Origin of the sequence: Mesorhizobium sp. ES1-4 (assembly GCF_020164745.1) — a bacterium.
Classification (GTDB): Bacteria; Pseudomonadota; Alphaproteobacteria; order Rhizobiales; family Rhizobiaceae; genus Mesorhizobium.
Window position 1 is genome coordinate 141,803 of sequence record NZ_JAIUGV010000010.1, and the last position, 18,612, is coordinate 160,414.

General features: G+C 64.1%; 13 protein-coding genes. 3 read left to right on the forward strand and 10 right to left on the reverse strand.

The genetic code is table 11. The features are described 5' to 3' along the window. Positions 1-94 precede the first annotated feature (94 nt). The 5 genes from LB556_RS20525 to LB556_RS20545 form a co-directional block, all read right to left on the reverse strand. Complete coding sequence (locus LB556_RS20525) at positions 95-2,545, reverse strand: FAD-dependent oxidoreductase (protein WP_224569553.1); 2,451 nt, start codon at positions 2,543-2,545, stop codon at positions 95-97. Continuing rightward, positions 2,542-3,723 carry a pyridoxal phosphate-dependent aminotransferase gene (locus LB556_RS20530; protein ID WP_224569554.1) on the reverse strand — a complete coding sequence of 394 codons (1,182 nt, stop codon included), beginning with the start codon at positions 3,721-3,723 and terminating at the stop codon, positions 2,542-2,544. The genes LB556_RS20525 and LB556_RS20530 overlap by 4 nt, the downstream gene beginning before the upstream one ends. After that, positions 3,716-4,621: a homocysteine S-methyltransferase family protein gene (locus tag LB556_RS20535; RefSeq protein ID WP_224569555.1), complete on the reverse strand. Its 906-nt coding sequence runs from the start codon at positions 4,619-4,621 to the stop codon at positions 3,716-3,718. The genes LB556_RS20530 and LB556_RS20535 overlap by 8 nt, the downstream gene beginning before the upstream one ends. After that, positions 4,618-7,071, reverse strand: coding sequence for an FAD-dependent oxidoreductase (locus LB556_RS20540; protein ID WP_224569556.1), 2,454 nt, complete (start codon positions 7,069-7,071; stop codon positions 4,618-4,620). Before LB556_RS20540 ends, LB556_RS20535 begins: the two co-directional genes overlap by 4 nt. A gap of 88 nt (positions 7,072-7,159) precedes the next feature. Then, positions 7,160-7,756 carry a helix-turn-helix domain-containing protein gene (locus LB556_RS20545; RefSeq protein ID WP_224569557.1) on the reverse strand — a complete coding sequence of 199 codons (597 nt, stop codon included), beginning with the start codon at positions 7,754-7,756 and terminating at the stop codon, positions 7,160-7,162. A 171-nt stretch (positions 7,757-7,927) separates the two neighbouring features. Between LB556_RS20545 and LB556_RS20550 the strand changes: the two genes are divergently transcribed. Further along, positions 7,928-8,632 (forward strand): nitroreductase, encoded by a 705-nt coding sequence (locus LB556_RS20550; RefSeq protein ID WP_224569558.1) that lies wholly within the window; start codon positions 7,928-7,930, stop codon positions 8,630-8,632. Between the two features lie 27 nt (positions 8,633-8,659). On the opposite strand, the gene LB556_RS20555 is transcribed toward LB556_RS20550, so the two are convergent. The 5 genes from LB556_RS20555 to LB556_RS20575 all read right to left on the reverse strand — a co-directional run bounded on the left by LB556_RS20555 (position 8,660) and on the right by LB556_RS20575 (position 15,406). Then, complete coding sequence (locus LB556_RS20555; protein WP_224569559.1) at positions 8,660-10,102, reverse strand: MFS transporter; 1,443 nt, start codon at positions 10,100-10,102, stop codon at positions 8,660-8,662. A gap of 168 nt (positions 10,103-10,270) precedes the next feature. Further along, a complete protein-coding gene (gene soxG / locus LB556_RS20560; protein WP_224569560.1) occupies positions 10,271-10,858 on the reverse strand; it encodes a sarcosine oxidase subunit gamma family protein in 588 nt (195 codons plus the stop codon). Then, positions 10,851-13,844 carry a sarcosine oxidase subunit alpha gene (locus tag LB556_RS20565; RefSeq protein WP_224569561.1) on the reverse strand — a complete coding sequence of 998 codons (2,994 nt, stop codon included), beginning with the start codon at positions 13,842-13,844 and terminating at the stop codon, positions 10,851-10,853. The genes soxG and LB556_RS20565 overlap by 8 nt, the downstream gene beginning before the upstream one ends. After that, entirely contained in the window at positions 13,841-14,137 is a 297-nt protein-coding gene (locus LB556_RS20570) for a sarcosine oxidase subunit delta (protein WP_224569562.1), read from the reverse strand. Before LB556_RS20570 ends, LB556_RS20565 begins: the two co-directional genes overlap by 4 nt. Positions 14,138-14,146: 9 nt before the next feature. Further along, on the reverse strand, positions 14,147-15,406 hold the full coding sequence (locus tag LB556_RS20575; protein ID WP_224569563.1) for a sarcosine oxidase subunit beta: 1,260 nt from the start codon (positions 15,404-15,406) through the stop codon (positions 14,147-14,149). A 198-nt stretch (positions 15,407-15,604) separates the two neighbouring features. Here LB556_RS20575 and LB556_RS20580 point away from each other — a divergent pair, with 198 nt between their 5' ends. Both LB556_RS20580 and LB556_RS20585 read left to right on the forward strand, forming a co-directional pair. Further along, positions 15,605-18,091, forward strand: a complete 2,487-nt coding sequence (locus LB556_RS20580) for a mechanosensitive ion channel family protein (RefSeq protein WP_224569564.1) — start codon at positions 15,605-15,607, stop codon at positions 18,089-18,091. Between the two features lie 127 nt (positions 18,092-18,218). Further along, positions 18,219-18,482 (forward strand): hypothetical protein, encoded by a 264-nt coding sequence (locus LB556_RS20585; RefSeq protein ID WP_224569565.1) that lies wholly within the window; start codon positions 18,219-18,221, stop codon positions 18,480-18,482. Positions 18,483-18,612: the final 130 nt, after the last annotated feature.

The following is an 18,612-nucleotide window of genomic DNA, read 5'->3' on the forward strand; positions in this document are numbered from 1 at the left end:
GGGAACACCAGCGTCTCATTCCTTCCAACACCCCTCAACCGTCTCGGCGCCGATCCACCTTCTCCCACAAGGGGGAGAAGGGAAAAGTGGCCCGCTACATCTTCACCCGCTCGGCCTTCGGATCATACATCGGCTTCAGCGATGCCTCCGCCGCGAAACGTTCGCCGGCGATCTCGATTTCGTAGGACGAGGCCAGCACATCCGCCTCGCTCTCGCCCTGGCAAGGCACGTAACCCAATCCGATGGCGCCGCCGAGATGGTGGCCGTAATTGCCCGAGGTGACGGGACCGACGATCTTGCCGTCGCGCAGGATCGCCTCGTTGTGGAAGAGCAGGGGCTGCGGGTCCTTCAGCCGGAATTGCACCAGCCTGCGAGCCAATCCGGCTTCCTTCTTCTTCAGCACCGCATCGCGGCCGATGAAATCGCCCTTGGCCGTCTTCACCGCGAAGCCGAGGCCTGCTTCCAGCACATTGTCCTCGTCGGTGATGTCGTGGCCGAAATGGCGGAAAGCCTTTTCGATGCGGCAGGAATCGAGCGTGTGCAGCCCGCAGAGTTTCAAGTCGACATCGGCGCCGGCCTCGTCGATCGCCTCGAAGACATGGGCGGCCTGGTCGGTCGAGACATAGAGCTCCCAGCCGAGTTCGCCGACATAGGTGACGCGATGCGCCCGGGCCAGGCCCATGCCGATCTCGATCTCCTGGAACGTGCCGAACGGATTTTTCTCGTTGGAGAAGTCGTTGGGGCTGACCTTCTGGATCAGTTTTCGCGCATCCGGGCCCATGACGCAGAGCACGCTTTCGGCAGCGGTTACGTCGGTGATGACGACGAATTGGTCGCTGACATGCCGGCGCAGCCAGGCCAGGTCGCGCTGCAGCGTGGCCCCGGGGACGACGAGGAAATAGGCCGTATCCGAAAGCCGCGACACGGTCAGGTCGCTCTCGATGCCGCCGCGCTGGTTGAGCATCTGCGTGTAGACGATCTTGCCCGGCGCCACGTCCATGTCGTTGGCGCAAAGCCTTTGCAGGAAGGCGCAGGCATCGCGGCCCTCGACACGGATCTTGCCGAACGAGGTCATGTCGAACAGGCCGACCTTGTTGCGGACTGCAAGATGTTCCTCTCGCTGGTTGTCGAACCAGTTCTGCCGCTTCCAGGAATAACGGTACTCGCGCTCCTGTCCCTCCCGGGCGAACCAGTTGGCGCGCTCCCAGCCGGCGACCTCGCCGAACACGGCGCCACGTGCCTTCAGATGCTCGTGCAGGGGCGAACGGCGCACACCACGCGAGGTTGCCATCTGGCGATAGGGGAAATGGTCGGCATAGAGCAGGCCGAGCGTTTCGGAGACGCGCTCCTTGAGATAGCGACGGTTCTTCTGGAACGGTTGGGTGCGGCGGATGTCGACTTCCCAAAGGTCGAAGGGCGCTTCGCCATCGTTGATCCACTGCGCCAGCGCCATGCCGGCGCCGCCGGAGGAGACGATGCCGATCGAGTTGTAGCCTGTCGCCATCCAGTAGCCGCGCAGCTCGGGCGCCTCGCCGAGATAGTAGCGGTCGTCGGGCGTGAAACTTTCGGGGCCGTTGAAGAAGGTGTGGATGCCGGCGGTGGCCAGCATCGGCATGCGGTTGACGCCCATTTCGAGGATCGGCTCGAAATGGTCCATGTCCTCGGGCAACTGGTCGAAGCAGAAATCCTCGCGGATACCGTCCATGCCCCAGGGCTTGGCCACCGGCTCGAAGGCGCCGAGCATCATCTTGCCGGCATCTTCCTTGTAGTAGGCGCACTCGTCCGGCACGCGCAGCACCGGCAGGCGGCTGAGGCCGGGGATCGGCTCGGTGACGAGATAGAAATGCTCGCAGGCGTGCAGCGGGATGTTCACGCCGTTCTGTGCGCCGAGGTCGCGCGCCCACATGCCGGCGCAGTTGATGACGATGTCGGCCTCGATCGTGCCTTGGCCTTCGCCTTGCGCCCACGAAACGCCGGAGACGCGGCCATTTTTGGTGTGGACCTTCGTCACTTTCACATTCTCGACGATGGTGGCGCCGCGCTGGCGCGCACCCTTGGCCAATGCCATCGCGATGTTGGCCGGGTCGCACTGGCCGTCGAGCGGCAAATGCACGGCGCCGACCACGTCGGAGACGTTGAGATGCGGGTACATCTCCTTGACTTCATTGGGGGAGATCTCGCGCACGTCGACATCGAAGGCGCGGGCCAGCGACGCCTGCCGATAGATCTCGTGCTTGCGTTCCTCGGTCAGCGCCACGGTGATCGAGCCGACCTGGCGCATGCCGGTGCCGACCTCCGTCTCGGCTTCCAGCTTGACGTAGAGATCGGCCGAATATTTTGCCAGCCGGGTCATGTTCTGCGAGCCGCGCAACTGGCCGATCAGCCCAGCGGCATGCCATGTCGTGCCGGAGGTCAGCTGCTTGCGCTCCAAGAGCACGACGTCGGTCCAACCGAGTTTGGCCAGGTGATAGGCGACCGAGCAGCCGGAGACACCGCCGCCGATGATGACGGCCCGCGCCTTAGTGGGGATGGTCTTGGCGGTCATGCGGCCTCACGGCGGTAGCTGGAAACAAAACGGCGCAGCCGCGCGGCCGCTTCCCGCAGCACGGGTTCGGGCTGGCACAGGCTGATACGAATATGGCCGGCGGCGGCTTCGCCGAAGCTCGAGCCCGGCATGACGCCGACCTTCTCCTTGTCGAGAAAGGCGAAGGCGAATTTCTCGTCGTCTGGTTCGATCTCGGATATGTCGAGCATGACATACATGCCGCCCTCGGAACCGCGCACCGTGACATGGTTCATGCCGCGCACGGCGTCGAGGAAGACGGTGCGGCGGCCCGCATAGCGTTCGGCGATGTCCGTCACGCCATAATGGTTTTCCAGTGCCTCGGCGCAGGCGATCGAGATGAAGGCCGGCAGGCCGTAGGTCGTCACCAGGTTGAGGTTGATCAGCAATGCGATCATCTCTTCCGGACCTGTCAGCCAGCCCATGCGCCAACCGGTCATGCCATGGCTCTTGGACATGGAATTGATGACCAGCGTGCGCTCGGCCATGCCAGGCAGCGAACGTGGCGAGACATGCTCGCCGCCGCCCAGCGTCCAGTAGACCTCGTCCGACAACAGCCAGAGATCGTGCTCGCGGCAGATTTCGGCCAACTGTTCCAGGTGCTCGCGCGAATAGACAGCACCGGTCGGGTTGTTCGGCGTATTGATCAGGATGGCGCGAGTGTTGGGCTTGAGCGCGGCGCGAATCATGTCGGCGCGGGGCTGGAATCCATCCTCGGCGGGCGTCTCGACGACGGTGAAACTGGCCCCAGCCGCACCGAAGGTGTTGGGATAGGTGGCATAGTATGGGGCGATCACGATGGCGTGGTCGCCCGGGTCGAGAACAGCCTGCACGGCCGCGTAAAGTGCGGCCTGGCCACCCGGCGTGGCAATCACCTGATCCCGTGTCGTCTCGACACCGGTGCAGGCGCTGGAGGCCGCGGCCATCGCCTTGCGCAGACGCGGCAGGCCGGGCAGCGGCGTGTAGTGATGGTTGCTGCCGCGAACCGCGGTCACGCAGGCTTCGATCGTTTGCGACGGCGTGTCGAAATCATGGTCGCCGACCGACAGCATGATGATATCCTCGCCGGCTTCCTTGCGGTGCCAGGCTGCGAAATGGACCTCCCAGCCGTCCTTGCCCGATGGCACGATGCCGGTGATGCGCGATGATGGCTTAGGCATAAGAGACTCCCGAAATGGCGTAGCCGTCCTGTAGCAGCCGGTCGCGCAAGGCAGCGATATGGGCAGGGCCGACCTCGCAGCAACCGCCGACGATGTCCGCACCCGCTTCCACCCAGCCGACGGCCTGTTCGGCGTAAGCGTCCGGACCGAGGTCATGGCGGGCATGCAGTACATCCACCGTGCCGCCATGCTTGAGCGCTTCCGTGGAGGTGAAGCCATTGGCATAGGCGCCGACCGGGCCGCCCAGCTCGATCAGCTCCGGCAAGGCCGCCGCGATCGCTTCCGGGCGGCAGCAGTTGAGCAGCCGCGCCGCCACCGGCAAACCGCCAAGGGCGCTGGCCGCGGCGGCAATTGTCTCGCCGCTGCGCAGCCGAGGCTCACCGTGGTCGGCTAGCGTCCACGATACCCATACTGGCTTGCCGCTTTCCGACGCCGCGGTGACAGCTGCGCGCGCTTCCTGTGCCGACGCCATGGTCTCGCACAGGAAGAGGTCGACGCCATCAACCTGCTCGGCGACGATACGGCGGTAGATGTCGAGCGTGTCGTGGTAGGAGATGGTTAGCGCCGGCGCATAGCTGCCGAAAAGCGGCGAAAGGCAGCCGGCGATCGCCGCGTCGCCGGCCTCATCGCGCGCCTGCCTGGCGAGGTCGATGCCACGCCTCTGCAACGGCTTGAACAGGTCTTCCGCGCCCTCGCGCGCCAGCCGTTCGGGCGTCGCCGAATAGGTGTTGGTGGTGATGACGCGGGCGCCGGCGCGGATGAATTCGGCATGCAGGCCGCGCACGAGGTCCGGTTCGTCGATCAGCACCCTGGCCGACCACAGCGGCGTTGGCTCGGATTTGCTGCGCCGGACCAACTCCTGGCCCATGCCGCCATCGGTGAGAATGACGGATTTCATGCGCGCAGCCTTTCGTTCATGGGATCCCACAAGGGCTCGTCCTTCTGCACGACCGCCCTGAACCGGTCACCGAAGATTTCAAGCTCGACAGAGGTGCCCGGCTCGGTCAGGTCGGCGCGCAGCATGCCGAGCGCAATGGACTTGTCGATGCGGTGACCCCAGCCGCCTGACGTGGTCTCGCCAACGATCTGGCCGCCATGCCAGAGCGTCGACATGTAGGGAGCGTCGCAGTCGCCGGGGTTTTCAACGACCAGTGTGACGAAGCGCTTCTTCACGCCTTGCTGTTTCTCGCTCTGGAGCGCCGTCTTGCCGCGGAAGTCCGGCTTTTCCCATTTGACGAAGCGCTCCAGCCCACCCTGCAGAATGGAATAGTCGGTCGACAGATCCCCCTTCCAGGTGCGGTAGCCTTTTTCCAGGCGCAGCGAATCCAGCGCGTACATGCCGAACGGCTTCAGCCCGTATTTCTGGCCTGCGGCCCAGATCGCATCGAAGATGGCAGCCGTGTCGTCCACCTTGGTGTGGATTTCCCAACCGAGCTCGCCCGCAAAGGAGACGCGGACCAGTCGGGCCCAGCGGCCGGCGATCTTCGTTTCCTGGTGCGTCAGCCAGGGCAGGGTCAGGTCGGCGGCGCAGACATCGGCGAGAATCTTTCGCGAGTTGGGGCCGGCGAGGATTTGCGTGGAATATTCCTCCGTCCGGTCGGTCAGGGTGAATGCCGCATCCCTGGACATGTGCGACTTCAGCCATTCGAAGTCATGCCACTGGGCCACCGCCGCGGTGATCAGCGTCATGGACTCCTCGCCATGGCGCACCACCGACATTTCGGTGACGATGCGGCCCTTGTCGTCGGAGAAGTAGACGAGGCCGATGCGTCCGGGCTTCGGCACCAGGCCCGTCACCTGCCGGCTCAACCACTCGGCGGCACCAGGGCCCTCGAGGTTGAAGCGCGAGAAGCCGGGCAGGTCGAGGATGCCGGCGGCGTCACGCACGGCCAGGCACTCTTCGCGCACGCGGTGCTGCCAGGGCCCATCGCGGCGGAAGGTCAGCGTCGCCTGCTCGGAGACGTCATCGCCGTCCTGCGCGTACCAGATGGCGCGTTCCCAGCCATTATAGGCGTCGAAGCGAGCGCCGAGCGCCTTGATGCGATCGTGAATCGGCGACAATTTCCTGTCGCGGCCTTCCGGCCAGGCATGACGCGGGAACTGAATGGCGTATTCGTTGCCGTAGATTTCCATGCCCTTGGCGACGCAGTAGTCCGGTGCGGCGGCAAAAGAGGTGAAGCGGCGGGGGTCGCACGACCACATATCCCATTCCGTCTGGCCCTGCGTGATCCATTCGGCCAGCACCTTGCCGGCACCACCGCCCTGGGCGATGCCGAAAGTGAAGACGCAAGCCTCGAAAGCGTTGGGCACGCCGGGCATCGGTCCGATCAGCGGGTTGCCGTCCGGCGCATAAGGGATCGGGCCGTTGATGACCTTGGACAGGCCGGCGGTTCCCAGGATCGGCACGCGGGCGACGGCGTCGGCGAGATAATGTTCCAGCCGGTCGAGATCGTCGGGGAAGAGCTGGAAGGAAAAGTCTTCCGGCATCGGATCGCTTTGAGTGGCCCAATGCGCGCGGCAGTTGCGCTCATAGGGGCCGAGATTCATGCCGGTTTTTTCCTGCCGCAAGTAATATGAAGTGTCGACGTCGCGCAGCAGCGGCAGCTTCTTGCCCTGTTCCTTCGACCATGCGGCGAGTTCCGGGATCTCCTCGAACAGGATATACTGATGGCTCATCACCATCATCGGCACTTCGCGGCCGAACATCCTGCCGACTTCGGCGGCGCGGTAGCCGGCAGCGTTGACGACGATCTCGCAACGGATCTCGCCTTGCGGCGTCTCCACTACCCACTCGTCGTTTTCGCGGCGCACGCCGGTGAGGGGGCAGAAGCGGATGATCCTGGCGCCCATGTCGCGCGCGCCCTTGGCCAGCGCTTGGGTCAACTGCGCCGGGTCGATGTCGCCGTCGCTCGGGTCGTAGAGCGCGCCTTCGAGATCATGGGTCTCGATGAAGGGGTAGCGGCGTTTGATTTCGTCGACGCCAACAACGTCGATGTCCATGCCCTGATAGCGCCCCATACCCTTGGCGCGCTGGAATTCCTGCATGCGCTCCTTCGAGTGGGCAAGGCGCAGCGAGCCGGTGACGTGATAGTTCATGGGATAGTCGACCGCCTCGGCGAGGCCCCGATAGAGTTCGGTCGAATAGCGCTGCATGTTCATCAGCGACCAGGACGAGGAGAAAGTCGGCACGTTGCCGGCGGCATGCCAGGTCGAGCCGGAGGTCAGCTCGTTCTTTTCCAGGAGCACGCAATCGGTCCAGCCGGCCTTGGCGAGATGATAGAGTGAGGAGGTGCCGACGACCCCGCCTCCGATGATCACCACGCGCGCCGTGCTCGGCAAACCCGCCATGTTCTTCTCCCAAACTTCAAGCGCGCCGCGCTTCTAATTTTGTTTTGTCGTTATCCCAAGACCGCCGCATGGTTTGGGCAACAAGCATTCAATAGACCGGCGGCGAGACCACCCAGATGACAACCGCCGGCTCGGTGCCCGGATTGCGCCAGCGGTAAGGCTTGCCTTCGAAACGAAAGGAGTCGCCTTCGCCAAGCCGGTGCCATACCCCGGCTATTTCGATGTCGAACTGCCCGGACGCGATGTATCCGGCCTCTTCGGTCGGCCGTCGCGCCTCGGTCTTCAACTCCGCGCCCGGTGCGAAGACAGACCGCACCATCTCGAAGCTACCACCGAGGTCCGGTGACAGAAGCTCCTCCACGAGGCCGGATTCGCTGGTGCCAAGCGAGCGGCGCTTGCCGGCGCGCACCACCACGCCGCGCTCGCTTTCGACGGGCACGTCATGGCTGAAGAACAGGCTGATCGGCACGCCGAACAACTCGGCGAAGGCCCGGAGATCACTGAGCGATGGCGTCGACAGGCCGCGCTCGACCTGGCTGACCCAGCCGACCGAACGACCGAGTTTCAGCGCGATCTCGGCCAGGGTCAGCCCGCGCACCCGGCGCAAGGCCCTGATATCGCCGGCCAGGACTCGCTCGTCAGGTCCCTGTAATGTTCGTGCGATAGGGGAGACCAAATCGCTCACTTCATGAAAAATTGCAGTTGAATTTCATGAGAAATGAAGCTCATGAAAAAATCAAGTAGATTTTCACCTATGCTCAAGATTTGCTTGCAGGATTTTGAAGGTTCATGCAAAGGCTCCGCCGCGAGCGGCGAGTGGGGACGTCCGATCGACACAAAGGCTAAGGGACGGCCCATGCTGGAAAAGAAGGCTCGAATCGCGGGTGATGCCGAGATCGTCGACGACGCGATCATGTCGCGCCGTTCGGTGCGCGCATTCCTGCCCGACATGGTCGGCGACGAGACGATCCGTGACATACTGGCTGTTGCGGCGCGTGCTCCCTCCGGCACCAATATGCAGCCATGGCGGGTCTACGTCACCAAGGGCGGGACCAAACAACGGATCACCGATGCCATCATGAATTCCGGCATCCGGGCCGAAAAGGCCGATTGGGATGAGTATCGCTATTATCCGACTCAATTCTTCGAACCTTATCTTACCCGGCGCCGGGCCAACGGGTTCGGCCTCTACGGCGCGCTCGGCATAGGCCGCCGGGAAGTCGACAAGATGCGCGCCCAGCACGACCGCAACTTCGTCTTCTTCGACGCGCCGGTCGGCATGATCTTCACCATCGACCGCCGGCTCAACCAGGGTTCGTGGATCGACTACGGCATGTTCCTGCAAAACATCATGGTCGCGGCGCGCGGCAGGGGGCTGCACACCTGCCCGCAAGCGGCGTTCGCACCCTATCATCGGCAGATCCGGCCGGTGCTCGGCATTCCCGATGAGGAGATCGTCGTCTGCGGCATGGCGCTCGGCTATGAAGACACTTCCAAGCCCGAGAACGCCTTCCGCACCGACCGTGAGCCGCTCGAGCAATGGGTGACGTTCCGCGAATAGGTTTCCTGCGGCAACCGCGCAGGGCCGCTATTCCGTAGTCATGTGTGCGCCGTGGCCGCTGACATGAGCGCCATCCTGCGGCGTCAGCTTGAGATAAGCGAGCAGCGCGCAGAGCGTGATGACGCCCTCGATGATGAACAGGATCCGGAAGTCGCTGGCGACGGCCCGCCCGTTACCGGCCAGGAATGACAGCATCGCCGCCGCCAGGCCAACGCTGATCGCGACCGCCAGCTGCCAGAGGATGTAGTAGAGTGCGCTGAAGCGGGCGAGCTGTTCGGGCGCGATGTCGGAATAGGCGAGGTTTCCGGTCGAAGCCCATTGCACCGAGCGAAAGGCGCCAAAGACGAAGAGATAGGTGAGTGTGATCCAGACCGGGGTCGTTGCTTGCATCAAGGCGAAGCCGGCGACCATGGCGGCAACCACCGGCGTGTTGAAGACCAGCACGCGGCGAAACCCGAAACGGTTGAGCAGGCGCGGCATGAAGACACGCATACCCACCGACCCTACCGCCGCAACGAAGGTCAGCGATCCCGCCTGCACCGCGCTCATGCCGAAGCCGAGCTGGAACATCAGCGGCAGCAGGAAGACCACGGAGCTGAGACCGATCGTGTCGAGGCCGCCGCCGGTAAGGAAGGAGATGCGGAAGGTGCGGATGCGCAGGAGCTTGAGATCGAGCAGCGGATTGCGTACGCGCAGGCAATAGAAGGAGGCGGCCGCCAGGATGATGAGCGCCAGCGCGAGCTCAGCCGCGATCATGCTGCTGGCGGCGTCTTTCGCCGCCAGCGAGTCCATGCCGAAGACCAGCAGGACCATGCCGCTGCCGACCAGCACAAAGCCCGGAAAATCGAACCGCGTGCGCACGGGCTTGGTGACTGTCGGGAACAGCGACGCGGCAAGGATTGCCGCCGCGAGCGCGAACGGCACGTTGATGAAGAAAATCCAGCGCCAGGAAATATAAGTGGTCAGCGCGCCGCCGACGAGCGGACCGACCAGCGGCCCGGACTGACCGGCCAGCGAGATATACATGTTGATCTTCAAGGTCCGGCTGCGCGGAAAGGTCGACAGGATGACGACCTGGCCGAGCGTGCCCATCAGCGCGCCGCCGAAGCCCTGCAGCGCGCGGGCGCCGACCAGCATCCAGATGTTGTCGGACAGGCCGCACAAGGCCGATGAGGCGGCAAACACCAGCAACGCAAAACAGTAGACGTTGCGCAGGCCGAAACGGTCGGCCGCCCAGCCGCCGAGCGGCATCGAGATGATCAGGCTGGCGACATAGGCGGTGATCAGCAAGCCGAGCTGGCTTGGCGGACGGCCAAGACTTTCGCTGATGCCCGGCAGCGCCGTCACCACGACATTCTGGTCGAGGCTGGTCATGAACACGCCACAGGCGACCGTCAGCGGCAGCAGGAGCAAGGTTCTGGCCGGCACATCGGCGCGATCGCCGGCGCCGGCGGAAAGTTCAGCAGTCATGCGGATGTTCGAACCAATATGCCGGCTGTAAGACGGGGTCTTCATACCCCCTGGACCTGTCGTGAGGCCCGTCCCCATCATCGTCGCCCGCGGCAGGATTCTCTAGCGGCAGAACCGGCCGGCATTGAGGCCACAGGCAGCGGCCGAGCGGCTATCCGGCCGCACCGCCTACTGCACTTCGTAGCCGACTTCCTCGCTGGCATGGCAGAGCGCCTTCCAGAACGAGCGGGCGAAGGAGCGGAAGACATGGATGTCGAACTGGTCGGCGCCGGTGCGCTGGATCTGGGCGAAGACATCGTGATGCGCTGTCGAACGGCCGGCGCCGACCGGAAAGGCGGGCAGGGCGAAGTCGATGGCGAAGAATTTCGACAGTACCCATTCGGCCTTCGGTCCGGCAATGCGAATCGCGGTGCGGCCATGCGACAGGTCCGTCACCGTGCCGATGGCCGGCGTCACCGCCTTGGCCAAGGCCGCGGCCAGTCCTTCGGCCTCGTCGGTCACGGTGAATTTTCCCGGCGCGAAGCCGAACACCGATTTCACGCCGTCGCTCAAGCCGCCGCCGGCCCCGTCAGGCAGCGCAAGCCCGGTGACGCCGCGGATGGCTTCCATCAGTTTCTTTTCCTCGCCCGGCCACGCCGCGAGTTGAACGATCGAGCCCGGCCTGGTTTCGGTGAGCAGGATCTCGACGCCATGTTCGAAATTGCCATGCGAGCCGACATGGAATTCCGGCTCGAGGGGCGATTGACGCTCAGCCATGCATGCGGGTCCCTTCCGGATCGTAGAAGTGGTTGGAGACGATCTCCACTGGCCCGAAGCGGTTGCGCAGGGGATCGGAGACATGGGCGCGCGTGCCGTGCCTGGCCTTGCCGCCCTTGACCAGCGCCAGCGCGATATGCCTGCCGAGCGCCGGCGAATAGCAGCAGGCGGTGATGTGCCCGATCGAGCCGTGCGGATTGGCTTCGTCGACCTCCTCGACAATGTGCGCGCCGCCATTCAGCGGCCGGTTGTCGAGCGCGATCAGGCCGACCAGTTCCAGCCGCTCCGCCGCGACCAGACCTTCCCGGTCCATCATCGCCGAGCCGATGAACGGCTTCTTCTTCGACAGCATCCAATCGAGATGCAGATCGCGCGCCGTGGTGCGGCCGTCGATCTCGGCGCCGGTGACATGACCCTTCTCTATGCGCATCGTGCCCAAGGCCTCGAGGCCGTAAGTGACCAGCCCGAACGGCTTTCCGGCCTCGACCAGGGCTTCCCAGACATGGGTGCCGTGGCCAGCGCCGCAATAGACCTCGAAAGCCATTTCACCCGAGAATGATAGCCGGCAAATCATGACCGGCACGCCTGATATCTCGCCGTGCACAATGCCCATGAACGGCAGCGTCGCATTGTCGACATGCGTACCGGTAACACAGGCGGCCAGTATCTGCCTCGCCTTCGGCCCGCCGATCGCGGCTCCCGCCCATTCGTCGGTCACCGAGGTGACGTGGACCTTGAGGTCCGGCCAGATCACGTCGAGGAAATATTCCAGATGCTGCATCACCTTGCCGGCATTGGCCGTGGTGGTGGTCATCAGGAAATCCTGTTCGCCCAGCCGCCAGGTGGTGCCGTCGTCGAAGGCAAAGCCGTCCTCGCGCAGCATCAGCCCGTAGCGGGCCTTGCCGACGGCGAGCGTCGAGAACATGTTGGTGTAGACACGGTCGAGGAAGGCGGCGGCATCGGGGCCTTGCACGGCGATCTTGCCCAGCGTTGAGACATCGACGATGCCAGCACTTTCGCGCGTCGCCTTGGCTTCGCGTACATACGCCTGTTCGACGGTTTCGCCTGAAAGCCCGTAGATCATCGGCCGGTACCAGAGTCCGGCCGAATACATGGTCGCGCCATTGGCGAGGTGCCAGTCGTGCATCGGCGTCAGCCGTTCGGGCTTCAGGTCGCCAAAGCGTTCCGCCGCCAGCGAACCGATCGAAACCGGCGCGAAAGGCGGCCGGAAGCGGGTCGTGCCGACGTCCGGGATCGGCTTGCCCAGCGCCTCGGCCATGATGGCGAGACCGGGAATGTTGGAGCTCTTGCCCTGATCGGTCGCCATGCCAAGCGTGGTGTAGCGCTTCAGGTGCTCGACCGAGACGAAGCCTTCGCGATGCGCCAGGCGGACATCCTCCGCCGTCACGTCATGCTGGAAATCGACAAAGCTCTTGCCCTTGGCCCTGATCTCGAACACCGGCGCCGGATCGGGATCGCCGGGGACGGCTTCGAAAGCGGGCAATGCCGCCGGTGTGCCTGTGCCTCCGGCTGCCGCAAGGCCGGAGGCGCTCCCTTCGGCGATCGCCTCGAGGGTGGAAAAGCTGCCCGTGAAGGCACCGGCGCCGATCCATTTCTGTGTCGGCTTCGGCGGCAGGAAAGCTTGGCGCCCGGCATTCCATTCCGCCTTGGCGCCGGCCTGGCTGGCCAGATGGATGGTCGGCGACCAGCCGCCAGATATCAGCAGGCAATCGGTATGGATGCTGCGTGCATCGCCACTCAGCCCACCCGCGACCATGTCGAAACGCTGAACCTTGAGGCCGGACAAGGCCTTGCCGCCTTCCGTGGCGACCACCGCGTGGCCGGACAGCAATTCCGCCCCGGCTTCGCCGGCCAGGGCGCTCATCTCGGCGGACGGTTGCGGGCGCACGTCGACGATGGCAACGATCGCAGCTCCTGCCTGCTTCAGCGCCAGCGCCGACCGGTAGGCGCTGTCATTGTTGGTGAACAGCACGACCCGCTGGCCCGGCAGCACGCCGAATTCGTTGGCGTAGCGCTGCGCCGCGTGCGCCAGCATGACACCGGGCCGATCATTGCCCGGAAACACCAGCGGTCTTTCGAAGGCGCCGGTGGCCAGCACCACGGACCCGGCGCGGATCGCCCAGTAGCGATGGCGCGGCTCGCCCTTGGCGGGCTGTGCCTTGTGGTCGCTGACCCGCTCGAGCGCGGCGAGTGTGTTGCTGTCGTAGTAACCCCAGACGGTGGTGCGCGGCAGAAGCCGGACATTGTCTCGCGCTTCAAGCTGAGCGACGGTGCGCCGCACCCAATCGGCAGCCGGTGCGCCATCGATGGTTTCGCCGGACCAGTTGGCCGAACCGCCCAAACGCGGCTCCAGATCGGCCAGTACGACGCGGGCGCCCTGGTCGGCGGCGGTCTTGGCCGCCATCAGGCCGGCTGGGCCGGAGCCGACCACAAGCACGTCGCAAAAGGCGTTCATGCGTTCGTAGCGGGCCGGATCCTTTGCCGATCCGGCGCTGCCGAGGCCGGCCGCGCGGCGAATGAAGTGTTCGCAGAACATCCAGAAGCGCGTGCCTTTCAGCGGGCCGATGACCGGTCCCATGAAGGTCTTGTAATAGAATCCGGCCGACAGGATCTTGCCGCCGAGCTGGTTGACGGCATTGACGTCCCAGGCGAGCGAGGGAAAGCGGTTCTGGCTGACGGCGACCAGTCCGTCATGGATCTCGATCATGGTCGCCGGAATGTTGGGTTCGCGCACCTCGCCCTTCAGCACCGTTACCAGCGCGTTGGGCTCCTCAACGCCTGCGCTCAGCAAGCCACGCGGGCGATGATATTTGAAAGAACGTCCGAACAGCGTGACGCCATTGGCCAGCAGCGCGGACGCCAGCGTGTCACCGCCGTGCCCGGTATAGGCAACGCCGTCGAAGGTGAAGCGGATGGTCTTCAACCGGTCGATGCGGCCGCCGGTGTCGGTGCGGCGCGGGCTCATGGCTTGTCCTCCGCCCTGCCGCGTGCTGGCGAGGCGTGATCGCCGCGTACGAAGGCGACACTGGAAATCTCATGCGTCAGCGTGTTGCGCATAACCCTCAGGTGAGCCCGGCAGCCGCCGGAATGCTGCCAGATCTCGTTGTGGTCGCCGGCCGGGTTCAGCCTGTCGTAGACATAGGCATTCCAGGCCTCGAAATTCTGCGAGGCGGGTTCGGGACGCTCGCGGTTGCCGTCACCCTGGTAGGTGAACTCGATGACGTCGCGCGGGCCGCAGTAGGGGCAAGTTATCAGCACGGAATGTTCCTAATGAAGCCGCGGGTTCGCGCCCTGGCCCTTGTCGTCGATCACCAGGCCGCGATGAAAACGGTCCAGCGTGAACGGGGCGTTGAAGTCGTGCGGCTGATCCTTGGCGATGGTCCAGGCAAAGCACCAGCCGGAAGCGGGCGTTGCCTTGAAGCCGCCATAGCACCAGCCGCAATTAAGATACATGCCGGGCAGAGGCCCCATGGTGATGATCGGCGAGCCGTCCATCGACATGTCGCAGACGCCGCCCCAGGAACGCAGCATGCGCACACGCGCGAGGCCCGGGAAAAGCGCCAGCATCTCGCTCATCACCTCGTCGACGATGGGCAGGTTGCCGCGCTGGGCGTAGCTGTTGTAGCCGTCGATGTCGCCGCCATAGACGAGACCGCCCTTGTCGGACTGCGACATGTAGAAATGGCCCATGCCGAAGGTCACGACCGTGTCGATGAAGGGCTTCAGCGATTCGGTGACGAAGGCCTGCAGCACATGGCTTTCGATCGGCATCGTCTCGACGCCGGCCAACTGCATGACGCGGCCGGTGCTGCCGGCCACCGCGACCGCTACCTTCTTTGCCCTGATATCGCCGCGCGAGGTGGTGACGCCGGTGACGCGGTCGCCGTCGCGCAGGAAGCCGGTGACCTCGCAATTCTCGATGATGTCGACGCCGCGCCGGTCGGCGCCGCGTGCAAAGCCCCAGGCTACTGCATCGTGCCTGGCTGTGCCGGCGCGCCGCTGCATCAGGCCGCCAACCACGGGAAAGCGTGCATCGTTAGAGATATCGAGTGCCGGGATCAGGCGCTTGATCTCGGCTGGTGCCATCAGTTCCGCATCGACGCCGAGATGGCGCATGGCGTTGCCGCGCCTTGCATAGTCGTCGAACTGGGCCGGCGTGTGCGCCAGGTTCAAGCAGCCGCGCTGCGAGAACATGACGTTGTAATTGAGCTCGTGCGACAGGTTCTCCCACAGCTTCATCGAATGTTCGTAGAAGCGGGTGTTGGCCGGCAGCAGGTAGTTCGAGCGAACAGCCGTGGTGTTGCGGCCGACATTGCCGGAGCCCAGCCAGCCTTTCTCCAGCACCGCGACGTTGGTTATGCCGTGCTCCTTGGCGAGATAGTAGGCGGTCGCCAGGCCATGCCCGCCACCACCGATGATGATGACGTCGTAGGATGCCTTCGGGTCCGGCTTGCGCCAGGCCGGTTTCCAATCCTTGTTTCCCTTGAGCGCATTCGCAAGCAGCGAAAGGGCCGAGTACTCTGCCATGTGTTTGGTGTCCGTTGCGGGCGATGCGGCAGACTATAGAGCAGGGTGCCGACGCAAAGCCAATATTGCGCCATCGCCTTTCGACTGGCCGACGCTTCATTTGCACGATCGGTCGCGGCGACTTGCCCCATGATATGGCCGTCTTTATCAAGGACAGGCTTTTGAATGCCTTTGCCGCCCGTGAGTCGCCGATCCGTCATGTTTTTTCGATTGCTTCGCCTCATATTGGTCCTGGCGCTTGTCGTTTCGGCGCCGCTGTCGTTCGAGGCGGCGGCGCAGGGCGTTGGCCAAGCGCCCGCGGGGCTGGTCGCCGACCAGCAGAAGATCATCCAGAGCCTGACGACCAAGGCCGACAATTTCGACAAGCAGATACATCAAGACGGCGAAGACGACGCCAGCCTTGTCGGTATTCGGTTGCAACTGGAGGAATTGTCGCGGCAGTCGCTAAACAGCGCGCTGGCCTTCCGTTCGCGCCTCGGCGAGATCAACGCAAGGCTCGAACAGCTTGGGCCTGCTCCCGCCGCCGGCCAGCCGGCTGAGCCCGACATCGTCAGCAGCGAGCGCCAGGCGCTGACGTCGGAAAAGGCCGAGATCAACGCGGTCATCGCGCAGGCCCAGACCCTGTCGATCCGCATCAGCGGGCTGATCGACAAGATCGGCAACATGCGCAGCGAGTTGTTCCGCAACCTTTTGACCAAGCGCTACGTACTCTCGGACGCCTTGAGCCCGCAGGTTTTTTCCGACGCGCGCGACGAGTTCGGCAATTTCTACAAGGCGGTTTCCTCCTGGCTGAGCTTCGCCATCAAGTTCAAGTTCCGGGCCATCCTCGCGGCAACCTTCGTGGCGCTCGGCCTGGCGCTGGTGCTGCTGGTTGGCGGTCGGCGCCTGTTCGGTCGGGTGTTCGAGGCCGATCCCACCAACGAGGACCCGTCCTATCTCAGCCGCCTGTCGGTGGCCTTCTGGTCGACCTTGCTGCCGACGCTTGCGGTCGGCGCCTTTCTTGGGTCGACGATTTTCTTTTTCAATTATTACAACGTGTTGCGCGGCGACATTGGCCTCTTCCTCAATGCGTTGGCCACCGTCATCGGCGTTGTGTTCTGCGTTAACCGGCTGACCAACGCGGCACTCAAGCCGCAGTTACCCAACTGGCGCCTCATCCCCGTCGAAACCGGGCCGGCGCGCTGGCTGGTGCGCCTGACCACTGCCATGGCGGTGGTCATCAGCTTCAACACCTTTCTATCGGTCGTGAACGACAAGATGGGATCGCCGCTGTCGCTGACAATCGCGCGCAGTTTCGTCGCCACCATCATCGTCGGCGTCATTCTCATCCTGATGGCGATGCTGAGGCCGTTCAAGGCGCGTGACGGAAGCTGGCGCCCGTGGCCGGCATGGCTACGCTACACTTCGCTCGGGCTCGGGCTTTTCACCATCATCGCGGCGCTGCTCGGCTATATCGGCCTTGCGCTGTTCGTCTCGCTGCAGGTCGTGGTCACCGGCACGGCGCTCGTCACCGCCTATATCGGCTTCCTGTCGGCCAGGGCGATCGGCGAGGAGGGCGCTTTCGCCAACACCTCGGTCGGGCGCTGGTTGTCGGCCAATTCCAGCTATGAGGATACCGCACTCGACCAGCTCGGCCTTGTCGTCAGCATTGCCATCAACCTGATGATCGTGCTGGTGTTCCTGCCGCTGATCCTTTTGATGTGGGGCTTCCAGCCTGGCGACATCGAGGCGTGGGCGTACAGGCTGGCAACCGGGATCAACATCGGTTCGGTGACGATTTCGGTTACCGGCATCCTGTCGGGCATCGTCGTCTTCGTCATCGGCTATTTCCTGACGCGTTGGTTCCAGGGCTGGCTGGACGGCTCGGTCATGGCGCGCGGCAAGGTCGACACCGGGGTCCGCAACTCGATCCGGCTGGCGGTCGGCTATGCCGGCGTGGCGCTCGCCGCGCTGGTCGGCATCTCGGCCGCCGGTATCGACCTCTCCAGCCTGGCGCTGGTCGCGGGTGCGCTTTCCCTCGGTATCGGTTTTGGCCTGCAGAATGTGGTGTCCAATTTCGTCTCCGGCCTGATCCTTCTGGCCGAGCGGCCGTTCAAGGTCGGCGACTGGATCGTCGCCGGCCAAGTGTCCGGCACAGTGAAACGGATCAGTGTGCGCGCCACCGAGATCGAGACTTTCCAGCGACAGTCGGTGATCCTGCCGAACTCCGATCTGATCAACGGACCGGTGGGTAACTGGACGCACCGCAACAAGCTTGGCCGCATCGAAATTCCGGTTGGCGTCGCCTATGGCTCGGATGCGAGGCGCGTGCATGATCTTCTGCTCGATATTGCCCGCAACCACCCGCTGGTGCTCAAGAACCCTGAACCTTTCGTTCTGTTTGCCGCACTGGCCGACTCTTCCTTGAACTTTGAGATCAGGGTCTTTCTTGCCGATGTCAGCAACGGCGTGATCGTCCAGAACGATATTCGCTTCGCCATCCTCGATGCCTTCAGGCTGGCGAACATCGAAATCCCGTTCCCGCAAAGGGACGTCCATGTAAAGTCGGGCACCACGGCTGCGAAATGGCCCGCCGACGACGAGAAGGCCGAAGCGGAGTTCGTGGAACGCGAGCTTGCCAGGGCCAAGGCTGCCGAGCTTCCGCCAAAGACCAGGCGCAAAAGCCGAAGACCGGATCCGGCCTGATCCGTTGAACTGTGGCATGAATGCGGCATTCAGTTGCGGTTCAGCTTCCATCTCATATAAGCTCCCTGCAAAGGCGAAAATGCCTTGTGAAATGCAACAGAGGCGGTGGGAACACCGATATTGCGATATGTGGAAGTCTCTCGTCTCTGCCCTGGCCTTGCTCGCCGTGAGCGGCTCGGCCCATGCCGCAAGCGCGGTCAACAAGGACGCCGAGACCCGCACGCTGATCGTGACCGAGGGCGGCAGCAAGACCGAGCTCGCGCTGGCTGGCGGTGAAACCGTCGAGTTCTGCCAGAACGGCTGCTTCGTCACCTTGCCGAACGGTGACCTCGAAGCCTTGACCGGTTCGGAAACCGTCGAGATTTCCGGCGGCGTCGCCCGCATCAAGTAATCCTGGTGGTATGACTAGAAGGGCCGGGGTTCTGTCCGGCCTTCGCCTGACAAGCCTCGATCTTCCTGGTTCATGTCGGGTCGCGCCGCATCCGCGGCGTGTCGCAAACAGGCGGTAGCGCCGTGCCCGT

Coding starts and splice junctions, on each gene's coding strand:
- LB556_RS20525 (WP_224569553.1), bottom strand. CDS start 2,545: ATGACCGCCAAGACCATCCCCACTAAGGCGCGGGCCGTCATCATCGGC.
- LB556_RS20530 (WP_224569554.1), bottom strand. CDS start 3,723: ATGCCTAAGCCATCATCGCGCATCACCGGCATCGTGCCATCGGGCAAG.
- LB556_RS20535 (WP_224569555.1), bottom strand. CDS start 4,621: ATGAAATCCGTCATTCTCACCGATGGCGGCATGGGCCAGGAGTTGGTC.
- LB556_RS20540 (WP_224569556.1), bottom strand. CDS start 7,071: ATGGCGGGTTTGCCGAGCACGGCGCGCGTGGTGATCATCGGAGGCGGG.
- LB556_RS20550 (WP_224569558.1), top strand. CDS start 7,928: ATGCTGGAAAAGAAGGCTCGAATCGCGGGTGATGCCGAGATCGTCGAC.
- LB556_RS20555 (WP_224569559.1), bottom strand. CDS start 10,102: ATGACTGCTGAACTTTCCGCCGGCGCCGGCGATCGCGCCGATGTGCCG.
- soxG (WP_224569560.1), bottom strand. CDS start 10,858: ATGGCTGAGCGTCAATCGCCCCTCGAGCCGGAATTCCATGTCGGCTCG.
- LB556_RS20565 (WP_224569561.1), bottom strand. CDS start 13,844: ATGAGCCCGCGCCGCACCGACACCGGCGGCCGCATCGACCGGTTGAAG.
- LB556_RS20575 (WP_224569563.1), bottom strand. CDS start 15,406: ATGGCAGAGTACTCGGCCCTTTCGCTGCTTGCGAATGCGCTCAAGGGA.
- LB556_RS20580 (WP_224569564.1), top strand. CDS start 15,605: ATGTTTTTTCGATTGCTTCGCCTCATATTGGTCCTGGCGCTTGTCGTT.
- LB556_RS20585 (WP_224569565.1), top strand. CDS start 18,219: ATGTGGAAGTCTCTCGTCTCTGCCCTGGCCTTGCTCGCCGTGAGCGGC.